The 22,244-nt window shown below is 42.4% G+C and carries 17 protein-coding genes; 7 read left to right on the top strand and 10 right to left on the bottom strand.

Annotation, left to right across the window (positions count from 1 at the left end):
- Positions 1–108 precede the first annotated feature (108 nt).
- Together ACRCA4_RS00710 and ACRCA4_RS00715 are read left to right on the top strand one after the other, a co-directional pair.
- On the top strand, positions 109–1,563 hold the full coding sequence (locus ACRCA4_RS00710; RefSeq protein WP_433182728.1) for an NAD-dependent succinate-semialdehyde dehydrogenase: 1,455 nt from the start codon (positions 109–111) through the stop codon (positions 1,561–1,563).
- A 281-nt stretch (positions 1,564–1,844) separates the two neighbouring features.
- The gene (locus ACRCA4_RS00715) at positions 1,845–2,054 is read left to right on the top strand and encodes a cold-shock protein (RefSeq protein ID WP_070048214.1); all 210 of its coding nucleotides are present in this window, start codon (positions 1,845–1,847) and stop codon (positions 2,052–2,054) included.
- A 101-nt stretch (positions 2,055–2,155) separates the two neighbouring features.
- On the opposite strand, the gene rmuC is transcribed toward ACRCA4_RS00715, so the two are convergent.
- Complete coding sequence (gene rmuC / locus ACRCA4_RS00720; RefSeq protein WP_433182731.1) at positions 2,156–3,760, bottom strand: DNA recombination protein RmuC; 1,605 nt, start codon at positions 3,758–3,760, stop codon at positions 2,156–2,158.
- Positions 3,761–4,120: 360 nt separating this feature from the next.
- On the opposite strand from rmuC, the gene ACRCA4_RS00725 reads away from it, so the two are divergent.
- Together ACRCA4_RS00725 and ACRCA4_RS00730 are read left to right on the top strand one after the other, a co-directional pair.
- Positions 4,121–5,260 (top strand): efflux RND transporter periplasmic adaptor subunit, encoded by a 1,140-nt coding sequence (locus ACRCA4_RS00725; RefSeq protein ID WP_433182734.1) that lies wholly within the window; start codon positions 4,121–4,123, stop codon positions 5,258–5,260.
- 12 nt (positions 5,261–5,272) lie between these two features.
- Complete coding sequence (locus tag ACRCA4_RS00730) at positions 5,273–8,404, top strand: efflux RND transporter permease subunit (RefSeq protein WP_433182737.1); 3,132 nt, start codon at positions 5,273–5,275, stop codon at positions 8,402–8,404.
- Positions 8,405–8,431: 27 nt separating this feature from the next.
- On the opposite strand, the gene ACRCA4_RS00735 is transcribed toward ACRCA4_RS00730, so the two are convergent.
- The 3 genes from ACRCA4_RS00735 to ACRCA4_RS00745 all read right to left on the bottom strand — a co-directional run bounded on the left by ACRCA4_RS00735 (position 8,432) and on the right by ACRCA4_RS00745 (position 11,251).
- On the bottom strand, positions 8,432–9,055 hold the full coding sequence (locus ACRCA4_RS00735) for a TetR family transcriptional regulator (RefSeq protein WP_433182740.1): 624 nt from the start codon (positions 9,053–9,055) through the stop codon (positions 8,432–8,434).
- An 88-nt stretch (positions 9,056–9,143) separates the two neighbouring features.
- Entirely contained in the window at positions 9,144–9,863 is a 720-nt protein-coding gene (locus ACRCA4_RS00740) for a M15 family metallopeptidase (protein ID WP_433182743.1), read from the bottom strand.
- Positions 9,860–11,251, bottom strand: a complete 1,392-nt coding sequence (locus ACRCA4_RS00745; protein ID WP_433182746.1) for a Na+/H+ antiporter NhaC family protein — start codon at positions 11,249–11,251, stop codon at positions 9,860–9,862. The genes ACRCA4_RS00740 and ACRCA4_RS00745 overlap by 4 nt, the downstream gene beginning before the upstream one ends.
- 272 nt (positions 11,252–11,523) lie before the next feature.
- On the opposite strand from ACRCA4_RS00745, the gene ACRCA4_RS00750 reads away from it, so the two are divergent.
- A complete protein-coding gene (locus tag ACRCA4_RS00750; RefSeq protein WP_433182749.1) occupies positions 11,524–12,888 on the top strand; it encodes a M14 family zinc carboxypeptidase in 1,365 nt (454 codons plus the stop codon).
- A gap of 39 nt (positions 12,889–12,927) precedes the next feature.
- Here the strand turns inward: ACRCA4_RS00750 and ACRCA4_RS00755 are convergent, their stop codons facing one another.
- The 4 genes from ACRCA4_RS00755 to ACRCA4_RS00770 all read right to left on the bottom strand — a co-directional run bounded on the left by ACRCA4_RS00755 (position 12,928) and on the right by ACRCA4_RS00770 (position 16,632).
- Entirely contained in the window at positions 12,928–13,473 is a 546-nt protein-coding gene (locus ACRCA4_RS00755) for an NADPH-dependent FMN reductase (protein WP_433182752.1), read from the bottom strand.
- A gap of 134 nt (positions 13,474–13,607) precedes the next feature.
- Positions 13,608–14,822, bottom strand: coding sequence for an exo-beta-N-acetylmuramidase NamZ family protein (locus tag ACRCA4_RS00760; RefSeq protein ID WP_433182755.1), 1,215 nt, complete (start codon positions 14,820–14,822; stop codon positions 13,608–13,610).
- Complete coding sequence (gene murQ / locus ACRCA4_RS00765) at positions 14,819–15,748, bottom strand: N-acetylmuramic acid 6-phosphate etherase (protein ID WP_433182758.1); 930 nt, start codon at positions 15,746–15,748, stop codon at positions 14,819–14,821. Before murQ ends, ACRCA4_RS00760 begins: the two co-directional genes overlap by 4 nt.
- Positions 15,748–16,632 (bottom strand): BadF/BadG/BcrA/BcrD ATPase family protein, encoded by an 885-nt coding sequence (locus ACRCA4_RS00770; RefSeq protein ID WP_433182761.1) that lies wholly within the window; start codon positions 16,630–16,632, stop codon positions 15,748–15,750. Before ACRCA4_RS00770 ends, murQ begins: the two co-directional genes overlap by 1 nt.
- Before the next feature lie 323 nt (positions 16,633–16,955).
- Here ACRCA4_RS00770 and ACRCA4_RS00775 point away from each other — a divergent pair, with 323 nt between their 5' ends.
- Positions 16,956–18,914, top strand: coding sequence for a glycoside hydrolase family 3 N-terminal domain-containing protein (locus ACRCA4_RS00775; protein ID WP_433182764.1), 1,959 nt, complete (start codon positions 16,956–16,958; stop codon positions 18,912–18,914).
- Positions 18,868–20,109, top strand: coding sequence for an acyltransferase family protein (locus ACRCA4_RS00780; RefSeq protein WP_433182767.1), 1,242 nt, complete (start codon positions 18,868–18,870; stop codon positions 20,107–20,109). Before ACRCA4_RS00775 ends, ACRCA4_RS00780 begins: the two co-directional genes overlap by 47 nt.
- Positions 20,110–20,165: 56 nt before the next feature.
- On the opposite strand, the gene ACRCA4_RS00785 is transcribed toward ACRCA4_RS00780, so the two are convergent.
- Positions 20,166–21,272, bottom strand: a complete 1,107-nt coding sequence (locus ACRCA4_RS00785) for a transporter substrate-binding domain-containing protein (protein ID WP_433182770.1) — start codon at positions 21,270–21,272, stop codon at positions 20,166–20,168.
- 72 nt (positions 21,273–21,344) lie between these two features.
- Positions 21,345–22,211, bottom strand: coding sequence for an aminotransferase class IV (locus ACRCA4_RS00790; RefSeq protein WP_433182773.1), 867 nt, complete (start codon positions 22,209–22,211; stop codon positions 21,345–21,347).
- Between the last annotated feature and the right edge of the window lie 33 nt (positions 22,212–22,244).

Raw genomic sequence — 22,244 nt, forward strand, 5'->3', positions numbered from 1 at the left:
GATGTTTAATCTGGTGACTAGTTACTAAGCTGATAGGCTAGTTAGGTTTAATCCTTAAATATGGTAGCGAAACGCCGTTAAAGTCTGTTTAAAGATAGAGGAGTGAAAATGCAACCGACACTTTCAAACTATTTACTACGAAACGGCTCATATATAGGTGGAAACTGGCATAACTCAGATAATTTCTTTGCGGTAATTAACCCCGCGGATGGGCAACAATTGCACCAGGTTGCTAATGCTGGAGTAGAACAAGCAACAGATGCTATAGCTGCTGCGAGTGATGCCTTTACTCGCTGGAGTACGCAGCCTGCCGCTAAGCGATCTGAGATTTTATACGCTTGGTATCAGTTGTTAATTAGCCATACCAAAGATCTCGCTCTGCTACTCACCGCCGAGCAAGGTAAACCATTAGCCGAAGCTGAAACAGAAATTCAATATGGTGCCTCTTATTTGCAGTGGTTTGCCGAACAGGCTAAGCGCATGGATGGCGATACTATTCCTGCGCCCTCTGCCGATAAGCGTATTATTGTCCAGAGGCAAGCGGTAGGCGTGGTTGCCGCTATTACGCCTTGGAACTTTCCCAATGCCATGATGATGCGCAAGGCCGCCGCGGCTTTAGCTGCTGGTTGCACCTTTGTTGTAAAGCCTGCCCAGTTAACTCCTTTGTCTGCCCTTGCTATGGCAGTTTTAGCCGAAGAAGCTGGTATTCCTAAGGGCGTATTTAATGTCGTGGTAGGTACAGATGCTAAAGCTTTAGGTACAGTATTAACTTCTGATCCTCGGGTGGCCAAATTTAGTTTTACCGGCTCAACAGCGGTAGGCAAAGTGTTAGCAGCTCAGTGCGCCCAAGATGTTAAACGAGTCACTATGGAATTAGGTGGCAATGCGCCTTTTATTGTATTTGATGATGCAGACTTAGACGCAGCTGTACAAGGTTTGCTGGTGGCAAAATTTCGCAATGCAGGGCAAACCTGTGTCTGTGCTAATCGTGTTCTTGTGCATCAAGCTGTGTATAGCCGTTTTACCGAAAAGTTAATTACAGCGGTGCAACAGTTACAAGTAGGGTCCGGCCTAGTTGCTGGCTCTGATCTAGGCCCTTTAATTAGTAAAGAGGCCCTAGATAAAGTAGAAACGCTGGTTCAAGAGGCTGTTGAACAAGGGGCTAAGGTTGAACTTGGTGGTCAGCGTCATAGTGCGGGGGCGCAGTTTTACCAGCCGACAATACTGAGTCAGGTGACAGCGGATATGCAAATTAGCCAACAGGAAATCTTTGGCCCTGTAATTGCGTTACAAACCTTTACTGATGAAGCACAAGCCATTGCCTTGGCGAATGATACTAAATACGGCTTAGCAGCTTATTTTTATAGTCGTGATGTTGGTCGAGTTTTTAGGGTAAGCCAAGCCTTACAATTTGGCATGGTGGGGATTAATGACGGCGCTATCTCAAATGCTGCAGCGCCTTTTGGTGGCATAAAGCAGTCGGGATATGGTCGTGAAGGCTCTAAATATGGCCTTGATGACTATACCGATATTAAATATCTGTGCTTAGGCGGCTTGGCTTAAAGCTACATCGCTATAGCTATTACGCGTAAATTAGGCTGGCAAAGTGGTACTGTCAGTATTGTTATCTGTATTTTTGCACGTTTTTTCAACTAACAGTTGACAGCCTCTCTCAAGTCGCGCTATAGTCGCCTTGGCTTGAGGGAAAGCCTAGTTTTATTTAAGTACAATCCGCAGTTTTAGTCATAAACCTTCGTTCTGTTATATCTAAATCTCAGTTTTCTTCTTGCTGAATTGCCTATTCAAGGCTTATATATTTTTTAATTTATTTCAGGATTTTAATTATGTCTAATACTGTTACTGGTACCGTTAAATGGTTCAACGAAGCTAAAGGTTTTGGTTTTATTGAGCAAGCTTCAGGTCCAGACGTATTTGCCCATTTCAGCGCTATCAAAAGCGACGGTTTCAAAACTTTAGCTGAAGGCCAACAAGTACAATTTACTTTAAGCCAAGGTCAAAAAGGCCCACAAGCTGAAAACATCGTTTGCATCTAATTGTTAATTAAGCGCGTTTTGCAATTTAGCCAAACATAGCTTAAACAACGAATGCATATCCTAAGGCCTTATATTAAGGCCTTAGTTGTTTCTGTCCCTGCCTAATTTATTCCATTTGTTTTATCTGCCACTTCGTTAGATCCCGCTTCATTGCTCTGTGCTATAGGCTCAATTAGCATAGATAACCGCTCTGACTCAAAGTCGCGGTGTGACGTCTCTAGTTGAGGTAAGCTTTTACTCACCTTGGCTGAAAGCTGACTAAAGCGATCAACCTTGCCATATAAGCCTTGCTGTCCAGCTAAGGCGGTAACAGTACTATTATAATGATTACTAACCGTGTTTAAGGTTACGCCTAATTTTTGCAAACGCTCTGCAACTAGACAAACTTGATTATAAACTTCGGCTGCCCGTTCACTAATTTCACATGCCTCCGTATTACTGCGTTCTATCATCCATAAATTAGAGACGGTACGTAAAATGGGGATCAAGGTCGTGTGCGAAACAAGCACGATATTTTGTTTATATCCGTATTCAAATAAGTCTTTGTTATGCTTTAAAGCCTCAATATAAGCGGGTTCTATTGGCATAAACATTAAGACAAAACTAGGGCTATGCATGCCAATTAAATTGGTGTAATCCTTGCTGGCTAAGTCATCAATATGCCGCCGTACAGCTTTAATATGTTCAGCCATCGCAAGCTGGTAGGCTTCGTTAGAGTCAGCTGAAATTGCTCTATCGTAGGCAACTAATGAAACTTTGCTATCAATAATAATATGCTTATTATCCGGCAACTTTACTAAAAAATCGGTTTGCTTTTGTTTGCCGTCACGATCTTTAAAACCAGTTTGTACCGAAAAGTGCGCATCTTGTACTAAGCCGCTCATTTCTAGCGTGCGTTGCAGTTGGGCTTCACCCCAGGCTCCTCGTTGTTGTGAATCACCTTTTAATGCTGTGGTTAAATTATTGGCTTCTTTGCTCATGTTAATACCAATATCCAGCACTTTTTGTATTTCAGCGTTTAAATTTGCGCTGCCGCGAGTGGCTGAATCATGAACTTCATTAACGCGCTTTTGAAAAGCTTCAATTTGCTCACGAAAGGGCTTCAACATCCCATCAATGCTTTGTTTGCTGGTATCAGTAAAGGTTTTGCCTTTTTCTTCAAAAATTTTATTGGCTAGGTTTTCAAATTCTTTACTGAGGATTTGTTTGTTTTCGGCTAGTTGAGACAGCTGCTGCTCAAAGTGGCGTTCTCGTTGTTGTAATGAGGTATCTAATTCTGTGTGCTGCTTGGTTAGCTGCAAGTGTTGCTGCTGTAGTTGGCTGAATTTGCTTTGTTGTTGTTCAAGCTGGCTTTTTAACTCAGTAATGTAATCTTTGGCTTGCAAGCTGGATGTTTCAAACATCTTCGCTTTTTTACCTTCTTCACTCAGTTGCTGTTGCAGCTGGTTTAGCGTATTGCGTTCTTGTTGTAATTGCTGTTGCTGTTGCTGTAAATGCTGTTCAATATTGTGCTGGCTAGTTTCGGCTGCAATTAGCTGTTGCGCTAATCGGCTATTATGTAAGGCGCTGTCTTGTAACTGCTGTTGTAACGCGGTCAGTTTGCGCTGGCGCAGGATAAATGTCACTAAAGCAGCAAAAATAGCCGCGATTAAGCATGCCATGCTAAAGAGGCTAATAAGTTCAGTGTTCCATTGCAAAGACGACATGGTTTATCCTGTAGGTTATTAATCGCAATATACAGCAGCTGTTTTCAGGCTAACTGATTAAACTAACATTTTCTGTTACTTATAGTACTGCTAAATCATTGTTAAGCCTACCGTTGCTGTACCTAGTTTCGCTAATTTTCGTCTTGGTATAATAAGTGACTTTCTATTTTTGCCTAGTTGATTCAGAAGTTGGCTTTATAGACTAAAATTACAGAAGTTAATTTTAAGCTTTTTAACGACAATAATTGGCTATGTAACGGATCTTGTATTGATAACATACATGCATGTATGTATATTGCACTGCATTATAATGCCGAAGTTTTCCATGCTAGAAACGGCAGTCTTCTAAAGGATGTTTTTATGACAACAAAGTTAAAATTACTAGTCACCGCTGTAGCCAGCTTAGTGCTAGTTGCTTGTAGTGAGCCGCAGCAGGGGCCTGCACAACAATTTACTCCAGAAGTTGAGGTTATTAGCTTAACTACTTCTAGCGTTGCTTTAAATACTGAGTTACCAGGTAGAACAATCGAGTTTCGCCAAGCAGAAATTAGGCCTCAAGTCAGTGGGATTTTACAGCAGCGTTTATTTCGTGAAGGCCAGTACGTTGAAGCGGGGCAGGTTTTATATCAAATTGATGCGGCCACTTACCAAGCTGCTTTAGCTAGTGCTAAGGCAAATTTAGCTAGCGCTAAAGCGGTGCAACTTAATGCGGTAAATAAGGCTAAGCGGATCCAAGGTTTGTTAGATAGCAAAGTGGTTAGCCAACAAGATTATGATGATGCTAATGCATTAATGATGCAGGCAGATGCAGGCGTAGCAAGTGCAGAGGCCGCACTACAAAGTGCCCAAATTAACCTTGATTATACGAAAATTAAAGCGCCAATTAGTGGCAAAATAGGCCGCTCAGCTGTTACAGAAGGGGCATTATTAACAGCTAACCAGGCGCAAGGTTTAGCGACAATACGTCAACTGGATCCAATTTATGTTGATTTAACTCAGTCTAGTACTGAATTGTTAAAGTTAAAAAGACAAGTCGGTGCTGATATTAATCAAGAGGTGACGGTTGACTTGCTATTAGATGATGGCTCTAAGTACTCTCAGCAAGGTCGTTTAGCGTTCTCAGAAGTGAGTGTCGACCCTAGTACGGGTATGGTGGCGCTTCGGGCCGTTTTTGATAATGAGCAGTCAGATTTATTACCAGGCATGTTTGTTCGAGCCATTTTACATCACGGCACTAATGATAATGCCATTTTAATCCCGCAAGCGGCTATTAGTCGGACACCTAAAGGCGCAGCTTTAGTAATGGTGGTTAATTCAGATAACCAGGTTGAGGCTCGTCCTGTAGAGCTTGGCCAAAGTGTTAATGGTCACTGGGTTGCTAATTCAGGCGTCGCTGTTGGTGAGCGGGTTATTATTTCTGGTTTGCAAAAAGTGCGTCCAGGTGCAATGGTACGTACTGTGAATGCAAGTGATAATTCTACTAACACTGCTGCGCAGTAAACGGAGTAGCAGATGGCTAATTTCTTTATAAATCGTCCTATTTTTGCCTGGGTAATTGCTATTGTTATTATGTTGGCAGGTTTACTGTCGATTAAACAATTACCAATTGAGCAATATCCTAGTATTGCCCCGCCAGCAGTCACGATTACCGCGAGTTATCGTGGTGCTTCAGCGCAGACAGCTGAAGATGCGGTTACTCAAGTTATTGAGCAAGCCATGAATGGCCTAGATAACTTAATGTATATGTCAGCGAATACCGATTCAATTGGTAATGTATCTATTACTTTAACCTTTGAAACCGGGACTGATGGCGATATAGCGCAAGTTCAGGTACAGAACAAATTACAGCAAGCGTTACCTTTATTGCCGCAGGAAGTGCAGCAACAAGGGGTACGTGTTGCTAAGTCTAATGGTAGCTTTTTAATGGTTATCGGCTTTATTTCTAATAATGAGAATATGAGCCGGGATGATATTGCCGACTATGTTGTTGCTAATATTAAAGATCCAATCAGCCGTACTGAAGGCGTAGGTAATGTAACGGTATTTGGTAGTCAGTATGCGATGCGGATTTGGTTAGATGCCGATAAGCTTAATCAGTTTAAAATGACGCCTTCTGATGTTGTCTCCGCTATTCGGGTGCAAAACAACCAAGTGACAGCAGGGCAGTTAGGTGGTACGCCTTCGTTACCCGGACAGCAGTATAGCGCAGCTATTTTAGCCCAAACGCGCTTAACTTCAGCGCAAGAGTTTAGCGATATTCTACTGCGAGTAAATCAAGACGGCTCATTAGTACGTTTAGGTGATGTTGCCAGAGTGGAACTAGGTGGTGAAAGCTACGCGGTAAAAGCGAGATTTAACGGTAATGTCGCCACAGGTATGGCTATTGAGTTAGCCACTGGAGCCAACGCCTTAGATACTGCCGATGCGGTTAGAAAACGGGTGGCTGAATTAGAGCCTTATTTTCCCGATGGCCTAAGTGCGGTTATTCCTTATGACACAACGCCTTTTGTTGAAATTTCAATTAACTCAGTTGTGCAAACCTTAATAGAAGCCATTATTTTAGTCTTTGTTGTAATGTATTTGTTTTTACAAAACTTTAGAGCAACCTTGATCCCAACTTTAGCGGTGCCAGTTGTACTGTTGGGCACCTTTGGCATTATGGCTGCCTTTGGCTTTACCATTAATACCTTAACCATGTTTGGCATGGTGTTGTCTATCGGCTTATTGGTAGATGACGCTATTGTTGTGGTTGAAAACGTTGAGCGGGTAATGACCGAGGAAGGCTTATCAGCAGTTGAGGCCACTCGTAAGTCTATGGGACAAATTACCGGTGCGTTAATTGGTATAGGCTTAGTGTTGTCAGCCGTATTTGTTCCTATGGCATTCTTTGGTGGTGCAACGGGCGCTATTTATAAGCAGTTCTCTATTACTATAGTGTCGGCAATGGCGTTATCTGTACTGGTTGCTATTATTTTCACCCCAGCGCTATGTGCCACTATGTTAAAGCAAAATAAAAATGGCCATGTTAAAAAAGGTGGCTTTTTTGGTTGGTTTAACCGAAGTTTTGACAGGACTAATCATAGCTACCAGCGCGGCGTAGCCGGCATGTTAAAACGACCAGTACGCTCAATGCTGGTTTATGGCGTTATTGTGCTAGTTATGGCGGTTATGTTTTTACGCTTACCGTCATCGTTTTTACCCTCAGAAGACCAAGGTATTTTTATTACTATGGTGCAACTGCCAACGGGTGCTAGCCAAGAGCGGACAGAAGCGGTGATGACCAAGATTGCTGACTACTATAATAGCGAAGAGGCTGTAGAGTCTGCGTTTACAGTATCTGGCTTTAGTTTTAATGGCCAAGGTCAAAACGTTGGTTTAGCCTTTGTTCGCTTAAAAGATTGGTCAGAGCGTGATGCTAGCCAAAGTGTGAATGCTGTTATAGGCCGTGCTATGGGCTACTTTAGTACTGTTAAAGAAGCGCAAATTTTTGCCTTCAACTTGCCACCTATTGCGGCCTTAGGTAATGCAACCGGCTTTACTTTATTCTTGCAAGACCGAGCAGGCTTAGGCCATGAAGCGCTACTGCAAGCCCGTAACCAATTATTGGGAATGGCTGCACAAGATCCCACACTAATGGGTGTGAGACCAAATGGGATGGAAGATGCGGCGCAATTACAGGTTGATGTTGATCAGCTAAAAGCACAAGCCTTAGGTGTATCGCCTGCGGATATTAACCAAACCTTATCTATAGGTTGGGGCTCAAGTTATGTAAATGACTTTGTTGACCGAGGCCGTGTGAAAAAAGTCTTTGTTCAAGCGGATGCAAAATTCCGAATGAAACCTGAAGATATTAATAACTGGTATGTACGCAATAAAGCCGGTGAAATGGTGAGCTTTGCCTCTTTCGCTACCAGCCGTTGGGTATATGGCCCGCAGCGTTTAGAGCGCTATAACGGGGTGTCGGCGATGGAAATTCAAGGTCAGCCTGCGCCAGGTGTTAGTTCAGGTGATGCCATGTTAAAAATGGAGCAGTTAATTGCTAGCCTACCTGACGGAATAAGCTTTGAGTGGACAGGTACCTCGTATCAAGAAAAGCAATCTGGCTCGCAAGCGCCGGCATTATATGCCCTATCTATTTTAGTGGTGTTTTTATGTTTAGCGGCGCTATATGAAAGCTGGTCTATACCTTTTGCCGTTATTCTCGTTGTACCACTTGGTATAGTAGGGGCTTTAGCTGCAACCTTTATGCGTGGCTTAGAAAATGATGTGTACTTCCAAGTTGGTTTGTTAACAACTATGGGCTTAGCCTCTAAGAATGCTATCTTGATTGTTGAATTTGCTAAAGAGTTACAGGAACAAGGTAAAGGCTTAATTGATGCAATTTTAGAAGCGGTTCGCTTACGCTTGCGGCCTATTATTATGACATCAATGGCTTTCTCATTAGGTGTGTTGCCTTTAGTTATCAGCAGTGGTGCAGGCTCTGCAAGCCGTAACGCTATTGGTACTGGTGTGCTTGGCGGTATGATTTCTGCGACTGTATTAGCGGTGTTCTTAGTGCCTATCTTCTATCTTGTTATCATGAAGATTTTTGATAAAAAGCATATTGAAACAGAAGTACAGCAAGTAGCTAAAACCAGAGAGTAGGTTTTCAACCTTGATAAAAAAAGCCGGCTAACAAGCCGGCTTTTTTAATCCTAATAACATCATGTCGACAATGTTTGGTGCATTAGCAGCAAGATCACATTGCGTGGGCTTAAGTAAAAAGTGGCTAATAACGCCGCGAATATACATATGTAATGATAAAGCCGCAAAACGTGGGCTGAGATCGTGGCGTAATAAGCCGGCTTTTTCAGCCCGGCTAAAGGCGCGCTCAATTACTGTGATTGCTCTGGCATCAATGTCATCTTGCTTAGTTACCGCCGGATTAAGCTCATCGATAAACTCGCAGCGGTGAAAAACAATGGTCAGGATCCGGTGATGTTGCTCATTATTAGCGACTAATAATAAACATTTAATCATTAGCTGGCGAATTTGTTGCAAAGGATCACTGCTTTCATCTTTAGCAACATCGGCAAGTAAATGTTCAAAGGGTAAGCGAACTCGTTCTAACATGGCGTTAAATAAGTCGGCTTTATTGTCAAAATGCCAATAAATTGCCCCCCGAGTCACATTCGCTTGTTGGGCTATTTTTGCTAGCGTTGTTTGTGAAACACCCTGTTCGTAAAATAAGTATACGGCAGCATCTAAAATAGCTTCACGTGTACTTTCAGCGTCAGCTTTTGTCCGTCTTGCCATGGCCTATACTTAGTTCCCATTTGCCAAAAATTTAATAAACAAGTTTACCATAAATAGCCCCTGCAGGCACCTATACTAAGGGCTAGTCTTAGCGGATCATAAAGTCGAAATAGGTGTTGGTATAAGCCGGTGGTTGATGAGTAAAGTGCCACCATTCCATGTTATAAACCTTAAAGCCGGCTGCAGTCATAATATCTAATAATTGCTGTCGGTTTGCTTGTTGCTGTTGGCTAATTCCACTTGCCCCAACATTAGAAATAGGATCAAACAAGTCAAAGGGGCTGCCGGTATCTAGCTGCTGCCACTGACCGTTATTATCTTGTTTGGCTAAGGTTAAGTCCACGGTACTGCCACGACTATGGCCAGACTTTTGGGCAATATAGTCACCCACTAAAATGTCTTTGGCTAAATTAGGGTAAAACTCCGCTTTGGTTTTAGTGTTGTTTAAATCTGCGGCCCAACGCATAAAGTGATCAACGGCCCGTTGCGGTCGATAACAATCAAATAGCCATAAGCTATAGCCTTGCTCTGTTGCGATTTGTTGCGCTTTGGCTAAGGCGTGTGCCGCATCGGTATGCAGAATACACTTATTAGCTTTATAGCCATCAATTACAGTACCAACGAAATTATTCGGAGTAAAATAGGCCATATGCACTTGGATAGAAGGCGCAATAGTGGCTACATCTACAAAATCAGCCGGAATAGCTGCAGAACTTTCTGCTGTCGCTGATAGGCTGGCAAGACTACAGCAGGCTGCGGCAAAAAAGCCTGCTAACAGTGGCAATGCTTTTAGAGTGCTCGGCTTCATATCATTATTACTCCTGCAATGACAAAGGCGATTAATGCTAAGGCACCACAGGCTAAAGCATAAGGAAGTTGCGTTTTTACATGCTCGAGTAAATCGCAGCCTGAGGCAACAGAGCTTACAGCTGTACTGTCGGAAATGGGGGAGCAATGATCGCCAAAGACGCCACCACTTAAAATAGCGGCTAGCACTAAAGATGGCGGTAAGCCAAGCAGTTCCACCATTGGCATACCAATAGGGATTAAAATGGCAAAGGTGCCCCAGCTAGTGCCTGTGGTGACTGAAATTAAACCACCGGCTAAAAATAACAAGGCAGGGATCAGGACTAAGGGTAAGTTTTCATTCACAATAGAGGCAATAAAAGTGCCTGTGCCCAGCAGTTTTAAACTGCTACCTAAAGATAACGAAAGCAAAACAATCGTCACTAAAGGCAGTAATTCGGCTATGCCTTTAAAGCCAATATTGACAAGTTGTTGATGGTTAAAACGACGGCTGAATAACATCATACTGTAGGCCACTAAACAGGCCACTGTAGTGGCATATAACACTGACTTTGAGCCAGAGCCTGCAACAAGTTTGCCATCGCCTGTCATCATCATAAAGCCGAGCATCGCTGCCACTAAGGTAAATAGCGGAACCAGCATAAAAGATGGATGTGATGGGGTTTCATTAATTTCAGTTGCTTGGGCTTGGCTGGCTAACTTTTGCTCAGCGCGTCGTAGTGGGCCATGCACTTTACCTGTGATAATAGTGTACAGCACGGCGGCTAAGGCAAATAAAGCATAAAAATTAAAAACAATGGTGCCCATCAGTACAGAAACGGCGTTTTCACCTAAAGAATAATTGCTTAGCAAACCTAAAATATAAGCTCCCCAACCATTTAGTAAAATAATAATACAAATAGGGGCGCTGGTGCTGTCAATAATATAGGCTAGTCGGGCTCGGCTCATTTTAAACTTATCAAAGAGTCCGCGTGAGCTAATACCGGCCGTGAGTGAGCTTAGGTTCGACTCAATAAAAGTAACAGAGCTAATAAAAAAGGTAAGTAAACCCGCTTGTCGCGGCGTTTTAGCGATGCCTTTACGCACCAACATTTCTACCGTAGCTGAAACGCCACCGGAATCACGCATATAGGCTAATAAGCCGCCAACTAATAATGAGAACATTAATATGCGTGCATTGCTGGCATCGGCTGTTACAGCAACTATGCGTTCAATAGTATTAATGCTGCCATGTAAGACTAAACTAGGATCAAGCGAGTTATTGCTAAAGACATAAAGTAATAGCTCTGAGCAACAAAGTGATAATAACAATGCCAAAATAACTTCTTTGCGCCACAGCACAATAATAATAGCAATGAGAGCAGGAATTAAGGTTAGCCAATCAGCCAAAGCGGCCTCCTATAGGGTATGCTTTATAATACTTTATAATGTTATGCATAATTATACTTATATATTTACAATGAATAACGCAGTTAGCTGTTATAACTTAACTTGTTTTATTGATAGTTGCTGTAACAAATAACATAATTTTTGCAAATGCTTAAATATTTGTTTTATAGACTATTCAACGAGTATGACTCTTTGTTAAGTTAACCGCAAAATCTGCGGCTTCTATGCTTTATTCTGCTGTCGTTAACTCTTTTCTTTACCATGGTGTACCTATGAACTTGTCATTGATAACAAATGAATTTTCACTGCAATATCCTCAATATAAGCAGCAGGGTTTAGATAAACCGCAGCTAAACTATGATGATATAGCGCAAATACTAGAGCAGCATAGAAACAATAGCTTATTTAATTTCAGTCAATTAGGCGAGTCAACACTAGGTATCCCTATTTGGCAAATTGAAATAGGCACAGGCGATGAAAGAATTTTAGCTTGGTCACAAATGCATGGTAATGAATCTACCGCTAGCGCAGCATTAATGGACTTTTTAAATTTTTTAGCATCTGAGCAGCAAGCCGCTTGGTGTCAGCAATGGCTAAGTAAAGTTAAGCTACGCATTATTCCGATGCTTAACCCCGATGGTGCCGCACGAGCAAGTCGTTTAAATGCAATGAGCATGGATATTAACCGTGACGCTAGCGCATTACAAACGCCAGAAGGGCAATTATTAATGCAAGCAGCAAAAAACTTTAAGCCAGCATTTGCCTTAAATTTGCATGATCAAAGCCGCTTTTATGCCGTAGGCGACAGTAATAAAACGGCCACTATTTCATTGTTAGCACCGGCTTTTAATGTTGCTAAAGATATTAATGCAATACGAAAAAAAGCCATGCAATTAATTGGCGATATGCACGATTTAATTCAGTATGAGTTACCAGGGCATTTAGCTAAATATAACGATACCTATTCTACTCGTTCATTTGGCGATATTTTCACTGGTATGGGGATAAGCACTATTCTAATTGAGTCGGGAGCTTATCCTAAGGATGATAATAGAAGTGTGGCAAGAAAGCTGAATTATCAGTTATTGATTTTAAGTGTGCAAAGTATTGCAAGCCAAGCTTATAACAAGCAATCGCTCGCTGTGTATGACTCAATTCCTTATAACCGCAAAGAAGCGATTAAAGACGTTTTAATTACTAACCTGAGCATTAACTTGCAACAGCATCAGGCTAAAGTCGATTTAGCTATAGAATTTAAAAAGCAAAACCAAGCAGAGATAGTGGAAGTGGGTGATTTATCTGTATATAGCGCCTTTCATTGCTTTGATGCCTCGGGGTTAGACTATCAATCAGGTAAAGCCTACCCATTAACGACCGCATTAAACTTAGATGATGCTGCTTATATAGCATTATTAAGTCAGGGCTATAGTCATTTCACCGGCGACAGCAATTTATTGCAGGTGAAAACAAGCTTACCGGTTAGTATCAATGGCCCCTCTTCAGGGCCGACGACGCCAGAGCTTAATCAGGCCGCGGTATTTTTAATGGCTTCTAGCGAGGGGGTGCAATTTGCGATGTTAGCTGGCCTGTTAGTAAATTTAACAACGGGCCAGCTGGTTTATCAGCGCGGCACCTAAGACGCTGCTTTAATGAGGTTAAAGGCCGCTAGGCTTGTATTAGCGGTTTAATTGTTTATGCCAACTTAATAAGGCGTCTAATTGCTTAGTAACAAGGCCTTGGATCCTTTCGTCGATTAAATCGCCGTTATTATCAAAGCTACCACTAAAGGCATTAGAAAATACTTCTGGTTGATTTAGCGGGTAGAGGTTTAAAAAGACACATACTTGGCGCAAGTGATATTGCGCTCTAGAAGTACCCATACCACCGCCAGATCCCATAATGGCAACCGCTTTACCGGTTAGCATATGATTATCTGGCTCTCTTGATGCCCAGTCTAAAGCGTTCTTTAAAGCTGGCGCTATAGAATAGTTATATTCTGGGCAAGCAAAAATTAAGGCATCGGCTTGGCTAATTTGCTGTAATAAGGTTTTAACTGCGGCGGGTTTCTCATCTAAATCAGCATTATAAAAAGGGACATCTAATAAGTCAGCTATATGAATTTTCATGCCTTCAGGAGCATGAGCTTGGGCATAACGGATTAAACCGTGGTTGGTTGACTTGGCGCGTAAGCTTCCGCAAATAGCTAGAACATTTATACTCATAAATTACTCCTGTTAATAATCAGCTATCACAACAATAGCTTACTATAAGACATTTTTGTAGTGAAATTAGCAAGGCTATCAGCAATAATTTTATTTAGCTAAAAGCAAATAAGTCACTGAGCTGCAAAGCTTTACTAGGGATACAATAGATAAGGTTGCCGTTGCTGTTTAAATTTAACTAAGTCAGCTTGCCAGCTTTGTCTTATCTGCTCTTCGCTTAACCCTTGTTCTATCTGCAACCGAAGTTTATTGGTGCCAGCGAGCTTATCCATAAAGCTCTCTGAGCTAAAAAATACTGCATTATGCTGTTTAAACAACTGATACCAATTAATAAGATAACTTAAATTCAAACCTTGGCTGTGAACTTGGCGTAAATCTTGGCCTAAAACCGGTGTATTCATTAAAGGCGGCGTTAAAGCTGCACCCGGTGTAGAGACTGGCGTAAAACTAAAATTAGCTAAACTAAATTTGTCGTAGCCAATAACCTGAAAAGGAAAATCAGTGCCACGGCCAATACTTAGCGGCGTAGCCTCAAAAAAGCCAAGCGAGGGGTATAACGCTATGGCTTGATCATTAGGCAAATTAGGGCTGGGTTTAACAGGCAATGAATAGGCCATATCATGGCGATAATTGCTAAGCGGGATCACTGTTAGCTGTAGGTTATCGGCTTGCTTAATCCAGGCTTCACCTTTTATCATTAAGGCTAACTCGCCTACTGTCATACCGTGCAATAAAGGAATAGGGTGCATGCCAACAAAGGACTGATAGGCTAAATCTAACACTGGGCCATCAATAAAGGCTGCATTAGGGTTTGGCCTGTCTAGCACGAGTAACGGAATCTTAGCTGCCGCGGCCGCTTGCATAAAGTAATGTAACGAGCTGATATAAGTGTAATAGCGCACGCCGACATCTTGAATATCAAAAACTAACACATCAATATTGGTTAATTGTGTTGGCGTAGGCGCTTTGTTGGCGCCGTATAACGAGACAATTTTCAGTCCGGTTTTGCTATCTATGCTGTTATTAACCTGAGCGCCTGCATCATAATTACCTCTAAAGCCGTGCTCTGGCGCGAAAATAGTCTCTATATTGATATTCTGTTGCAGCAATAAATCCACTAGATGCAGTTCGTCGACAGTTGCAGTTTGGTTAACTAGTAAACCGACTCTTTTGTTAGCTAATAATGGCAAGTAAAGATCGAGTTGAGCCGCGCCTATAGTTAGCTCTGTGCTAGCAGCTTGGGTTTTTACGCTATCAACCGGCAATGCTTGGCTACAAGCACTAATTAACAGCACCAGTAGTAATATCGCACCTTGGCTAGTTGCTGCCGATAATCTTGCGAAACTCATAACTTAGCAGCCATTAAGGTTTGCCGAATTGAGCCGGAATTTTGCTGCAACTTGTGCTGGCACTGCTCAATAGTGTCGCCAGTTAAAATATGCAAGATCGCTAATTTAGCGCTGTTATTGGCAGCGGTTAAAGCGGCGCGAGCTATATCGGGGCTACATTCGGTTGCTTGCATCACAATACGCACAGCGCGAGCTTGCAGTTTTTCATTGCTGGCGTGTAAGTCGACCATTAAATTTTGATAAACCTTACCGCTGCGGATCATAGCGGCTGTGCTTAGCATATTTAAAATCATCTTTTGCGCTGTACCTGCCTTCATTCGGGTTGAGCCGGTCACTACTTCAGGCCCGACAACGGCACAAATGGCATAATCGGCTTTGCTTAATATAGGCGCTTTAGCATTACAGCTTATCGCAGCGGTAGTTGCGCCTACAGTGCGGGCATAATCTAAACCACCTAAGACATAAGGCGTGCGGCCACTAGCTGCGATGCCAATTAAAATATCGTTGTGGCTAAAGTTAATTTGCTTTAAATCGGCTTTGGCTAAATCAAAATTATCTTCAGCACCTTCTACCGCTTTATAGATGGCTTTATCACCGCCGGCGATTAAACCAATCACTTGTGAAGCTGGCACACTAAAAGTAGGCGGACATTCCACTGCGTCTAAGATCCCTAAACGACCACTGGTGCCGGCGCCCATATAAATTAAGCGGCCGCCTTGGCTAAAGGCAGTAACAATTTTATCAACTACTTGGGCTATTTGTGGCAAGCAAGTGGCAACAGCAGTGGCAATAGTTTGATCTTGTTGATTAATTTTTTCAACAATCTCTAAACTAGACAGCTGATCAAGATCCCAAGTATCAGGGTGTCGCGATTCTGAAGCCATGGCTTCAAGCTGCTGTAATAAAACATCTTGCTGTTGAGACATTAGGGTAAATCCTTGTGCAGATTATCGCGTTGATATAATTGCAGGGCTAAAAAGTGAGCTCCATCTAGAGCCGAGCCTTTTGCTGGCTGTAATATGGCTTGTTCTGATTGCCGTAATAAAGTGCCTGTTAGTTTAGCTAAGCCGCCTAACAGTACAACAGGTAATTCAGTGTCCTCACGGGCAGCATAAATTAACTGACTCACGGCTTGGCCTTGTTGAATTAATAGTTGTCTAGCAATACTACATTGCTGTTGATACTCAAACACTAAAGGCGCCAATTGAGCATAATCTTGGGCTTTAGCATGTTGTAGCCAAGATAATAATGGCGTCGGTTTTGCCGCTGTTTTATCGGCTATAGCTTGCAGTAAGGGGCTGTTAATTCCTGCTAAGCTATCAAGTTGCCATAATAATTTACGCATTGCTAATTTACCTAGCCAAGCGCCACCACCTTCATCACCAATAGCAAAGCCCCAGCCCCCTACTTGATGTTCATGACCATCTGCTTGTAAACGCATAGCAACCGAGCCGGTACCTAAGGCAACGACAATAACAGGCTGACCTAAATTAGCGCCATATAAAGAGGTACGTGCATCTGTTGTAATTAAAAGCTGAGCAAATAAAGGGGCAAGCTCAGTGTTTGCTTGTTGCTGCAGTTGACTATTATTAGCGCCGGCTAAGCCCATGACGGCAATTATCTGGCTAGGCACAGCGCCTGAAGCTTGACATAACTGACTAATCAATAGGTTTATATTGGCCAAGGCTAAGGTAAAGTCATTAGTTAATGATGCGGGGCCTGCTTGTTGCTGCCAGTGTTGGCCTGTTTCTATATTGCTAAGTTTAGCTAACGTTTTACTGCCACCGCCATCTAGGGCTAGAATCCACATAATCACCTCCACCACTTGCTGATCGTAAAGCAAGGTTAACTTTTAAAAGCGCTGCTGCGATCTGAAATAATAATGCTGAACGGTTATTAATGATAAGATTAGGCCGTTAGCAGCCTGTTCACCATCGTCTTTGATTTTACGCCGAAAGTTTTAGAACAGGCTAAAGCTAATCAGAGTCGTAGAGTTTATCACTTAGTAAAAGTTTTCAATAACTTAACCTTACCATAATGTTGAATATTGCAGTAAAGTATTCATTAGATTAGGTTAAGATAAGTTATTTCTTGCAGTTGCTTTTTACATTATAGGAAGCCAAGGTGGCCATATTGCGTATTGGAGTTAATAAGTTATGCCAAGCCTCATTTTTACTACCATTATTAACAACAATAGCAACAGTCTGTGCTTTGTTAAGCAGCAGCTTATTGGCGGACACTATGGCGAATAAACAGGGCTTAAACAATAGTCAGCAAAGCTTAGCTGCAGCAAAAATACCACCAGCGAGCATTAAGCAAATGCTAGGGCAAAAGCTGATGTTAGATTTGCGTTATTATTGCCCATCGGTAAAGCCGCAAGCTAAAGGCAGCTGTAAAACCGCCATGACAACCTTACCTGCCGAGCTCGCACAGTTAATCCGCGATTATGATATTGGCGGTATTATTTTATTCGCAGAGAACCTAGCGGATGTAGAGCAAATTGTGCGTTTAAACCGAGACTTACAGCAAGCCGCTGCTGAGTCTAAGCTTAAGCAACCGCTTTTTATCGCTATTGACCAAGAGGGCGGTCGCGTAGCGCGTTTACCCCGGGCCTTAGCGACCTCTTTTAGTGGCAATATGGCCATAGGGGCAACTTATCCGCAGCAGGGAACTTATTTTGCTTCTGAGGTAGGCAAGGTGTTTGCTGCTGAATTACTGCCGCTGGGTATTAATGTCAATTTTGCGCCTACTGTGGATGTTAATGTTAACCCAGATAACCCGGTGATTAATGTTCGGGCTTTTTCAGAAAGCCCGCAGCAAGTAGCCGAGCTAGGTGCGGCTATGACAGAAGCCATGCAACAACAAGGCATGATAGCGGCGTTAAAGCATTTCCCAGGCCATGGCGATACCTCGGTTGATAGCCATTTTGGTTTACCCCTAGTCAAACATGATGCAAAGCAAATTCGAAAAGTTGACTTATATCCTTATAAACATATTTTTCAGCAGCATAGCCCCGGCATGGTGATGACGGCGCATATCCAATTTCCAGCCTTAGATAATAGTACCTTTGTGGCTAAAAACGGCGAGGAAATGATTAAGCCCGCGACCTTGTCACGCAAAATATTACATGATGTATTGCGTCAAGAATTAGCTTATCAGGGGGTTATAGTAACAGATGCGCTAGATATGGCGGGGATAAGCCAGTTTTTTAGCCAGTCCGAAGCGGTTATTCAAACCTTTGCTGCCGGCGCCGATATTGCCTTAATGCCAGTTAAGTTGCAGCAGCCAGCAGAGCTTACCGCTTTAGGGACTTTATTAGATGAGTTAAGCCAAGCGGTAAGTAAAAATATTATTCCGCAAGCGGAGTTAACCGCGTCTTATCAGCGTATTATTCGTTTAAAGCAGCAATATCCTTTATTGCCTAAAGCAAACTCTATTTCTGAGCAGGTGCAACAAGCACTAAAGGCCTTAGGTAGCCCAGAGCACAGAGCAACAGAGTTAGCCTTGGCTCAAGCGGCTATTAGCCAAGTTAAGCCTGCGACAGCTAACCCTAAACTGCTGAATAAAAAGCAGAATATTTTAATAATTATGCCAGATCAGGCCAAAGCGGCGGCATTAAAAGCAAGCTTGCACCATTATAGCCGGACAGCGCTTAAAATAGAGACCCTAAGCTTGCTGCAGCAGGATATCAGTCGGGCAGCTGAAAAAATTGCTGTAGCAGATGTCGTTATTAGTGGTTTTATTTCGCCGATGCAAAGCCTAGCCGAGATTGGTGGCATGGATGATATGGCCAATATTGGTAATGTATCAGCGGCTTATCAGCGGCAAAAATCACGGTTTGAAGCTTTATTACCACAGATTACTGAGGCTAAAAAAACGCATGTTTATATAAGTTTACGCGCGCCTTATGATATTAGTGAATATGGTCATACAGCAGAGTGGGTATTAGCAACCTATGCTTATAATACAGCTGAAGATCCCACTAATATGGCTGGGGGTAATGCAAGTTACCAAGCCTTAGCGCAAGTCTTGCTAGGGCAAATTAATGCCGTTGGGCAACTACCTGTCACCGTTAAGCCGAGCTCACTGTAATATGTTGCGCGCTTTTAAGCAGCACTGCCAGCAGATCATGGCTCAGTTACCGTCAGAGCGGATGTTGGCCTTAGATGTATTACGTGGCTTAACCATAACGGCGATGATCTTAGTGAATAATCCAGGCAGTTGGCGTTATGTTTATGCGCCACTGCAACATGCCCAGTGGCATGGTTGGACATTAACCGATCTTATTTTCCCATTTTTTATCGTTATAGTAGGCATATCAATTCAACTGAGCTTAGCTAAAAAAACACTTTTACCTAAAAGGCAGCTCTTAAATCAAGGCCTAGTCCGCAGTGCTAAGTTGTATATTTTGGGGCTGTTTTTAGTACTGTTTTACTATAATTTTCGTGATCCTAATTATAGTTATCTAGAACAAAAGCTGCAGACACTGCGAATCTTTGGTGTGCTACAACGTATAGCGGTTGTTTATTTTATTAGTTTAATTATCGCTTTATATTGTGCGACTAGAGGCAGAATTGTTGCAGCGGCTAGCTTAACCATTATTTATTTACTGGCTATGTATAAGCTACCCTATCAATCGGTATATGGCCGCGAGTTTGTAGGCTTATTTGAGTACGGTAATAGCTTTGCTGCTTGGCTTGATCATACCGTGTTAGGCGCTGCACACGTGCATTTTAGTAAAGCGACACCTTTTGCTTTTGATCCCGAAGGACTATGGTCAAGTTTACCGGCTATTGTAAGTTGTATTAGTGGTTTACTTATTGGTCAGTGGCTGCAAACAGAGCGCAACCTAGTGGCTAAAGTACGGGGTTTGGCATTATTCGGTGTAGTGGCTGTCTGGTTAGCCGAGCTGTGGCATTTTAGTTTGCCTATTAACAAAAACCTGTGGACTCCTAGTTTTGTGTTATTAAGTAGTGGCTATTGCGCCTTAGCGCTGGCGGCTTGTCTTTGGTTGTGTGATATCAAGCGCTACCGATTATGGTGTGCACCCTTTATTGTGTTCGGTGCTAACGCCATTTTATTTTTTATATTCGCGGGGGTAATGGCGCGAGTGTTAGGCATGATAAATGTTGGCGGTAGCTCATTACATAGTTGGTTATTTAACAGCCTTTATCAGCCGGCTTTTGGCAATTATAACGGCTCATTGGCTTATGCATTAAGCTTTCTAGTGTTGTCGTATTGCATTATGTATCAGTGTTATCGGCGCGGTTATATTTTTAAAGTCTAGGCTTGAATATCCAGATTAAAATATAACCGCAGCCTGTAGCTTATTAGGTTGATGGTTTAATTGCCATCAAAGTAATTACTCACGCGCTGTGGCCAATTGGGTGAGTTAATTCTACTTAATAAGCTAGCATTAATTTGCTCTCGTATAGGGCTGTTATCAGGCAAAATAAACACATAGTCTTGCCGAGCTAAGGTGATAGGTAATACTTGTAGCTTACCTGAAAACTCTTGCATAATGGTCCAGCGCAATAAAGGCTCATCATAAATAACCGCATCTACCTTGCCATCTTTAAGTTGCTGTAAGGCTTGGCTTAAATTTTCGGCTTTATTGTAGTTTAATTTGCGACCTTCTAACCAATGAGCGCTAGAGCTACCGTGTAAGCTGGCGATATTCATACCTTTTAAATCATTGGCACTACTTAGTTTATTGCTAAGTTGGCCAACGGTTAAAGCACTAGTAATAGAGGCAGTAAAAAAAGAAACGATAATTAGCGCTGTTAGCATCCAAACTAAGCCTAATAAGCGCCCTGCTACAGTGCGAGGGGCAACATCACCATAACCAACCGTTGTCATGGTTACCATGGCCCACCAAAAGCCAGAAAATAAACCTTGGGCCGTACTGCCGCCAAATTGTTCTTGGTTTTTTTTACGCTCAAGTAACCAAACCACAAAGCCTACGGCCAGTAGCAATAACACCAGTAAAGAGATGATCTTTAAAAATGCAGCTGAAGCTAAGGCGGATAACACGGCCATCCAGCCTGAAGCCCATTCACTACGAACTGCAACCGATAAACCTGAGCTTGTTAGGGTGTGAGTAAAGTCCATTTGCAACGCACGCTGCGCTGTCGCGGTAATAGCACCAATGCCAACATCAACTTCACCGCTAGTTGCTGCATCTAATAGCTCAGCTAAGCCATAAGGTTGATACTCAAACTTCCAACCATGTTCATCGGCAATTTCTTGCCATAAATCTATAGATAAGCCGCTGTATTCCGTACCGTCATACATAACAAAAGGCGGTGCTTCTTTAACACCTATACGTAAAACAGTTTGTTCGGGATCAGTTAAATTAACCTCTTGCGCTTGGCTAAGGCCACTAAAACAGATAAACACGAATGCGAATAAGCTGCAAAATACAGAATAAAAAAGGGGCTTTTTTAGCATTAAATTGTCCTTAATAAAGTGAAACCTTTAAATAAGATACTACAGAGCTTTAGCTGTTGGCGACTAAGTTAATTAATAATCAAATTTGTGGGCGCTAAATAACTGCTGAGCAACTAGCCATAAATCGTCAACTTGGCCGCTACCTACAGGCTGGTTGTTGACGGTTAATACTGGTGCTACTTCTTTGCTGGAGCTGGTTAGCCAAATTTCATCAGCGGCTAATACTTCGGCTTGGCTTATCTCGCGTTGCTGTATTTCTATATCAGTATGCTTAGCTAAAATAGCTAATAGTATTTGTCGAGTAATGCCAGGCAGTATTTTGTTGCTTAATGGCGGGGTGGCAATAACGCCATCTTTAATAATAAAGACATTAACAGAGGCACCTTCGGTTAAATTGCCTTGCTCATCAAACAGCAGTATTTCTTGGCCACCTTGGTCGGCTCCTTGCTGATAATGCAGCACATTACCTAGCAGTGACGTCGATTTAATATTACAACGCTGCCAGCGTAAGTCTTGCCCGGTGACTACATGAAAGCCTGTGGTTTTTGCTTTATCAGCGATAGGTTGTGCAGGAATAGCGAAGGCAAAAGCAAATATAGTTGGCGTAATATTAGCGGGAAAAGCATGGCCGCGTTTAGTATCGGTGCCACGACTGACGTGTAAATAAATGCCTAAATTATCGCCTAATTCAGCTCTATTGTCGGCAATTAGCTTATCGGTTATCTGTTGCCAGTTTTTAGCCGTTAACTTGGCATCAATAGACAGTAAGGCTAAGCCATTTTGCATTCGCTCTAGATGCGGAGTAAAACCAACGCAACGGCCGTTATAGCTGGGGATCACCTCATAAATACCATCACCAAATAAAAAGCCTCTATCCATAGGCGAAATTTTGGCTTGGTTGGCGGGAATAAAATCGCCATTTAAATACACTGTTGTCATTGCTGTTCTCGTATTAAAGCAAGTTTGAAATTT

Origin of the sequence: Rheinheimera sp. WS51, assembly GCF_050936095.1 — a bacterium.
In the GTDB taxonomy this organism is placed as follows: domain Bacteria; phylum Pseudomonadota; class Gammaproteobacteria; order Enterobacterales; family Alteromonadaceae; genus Alishewanella.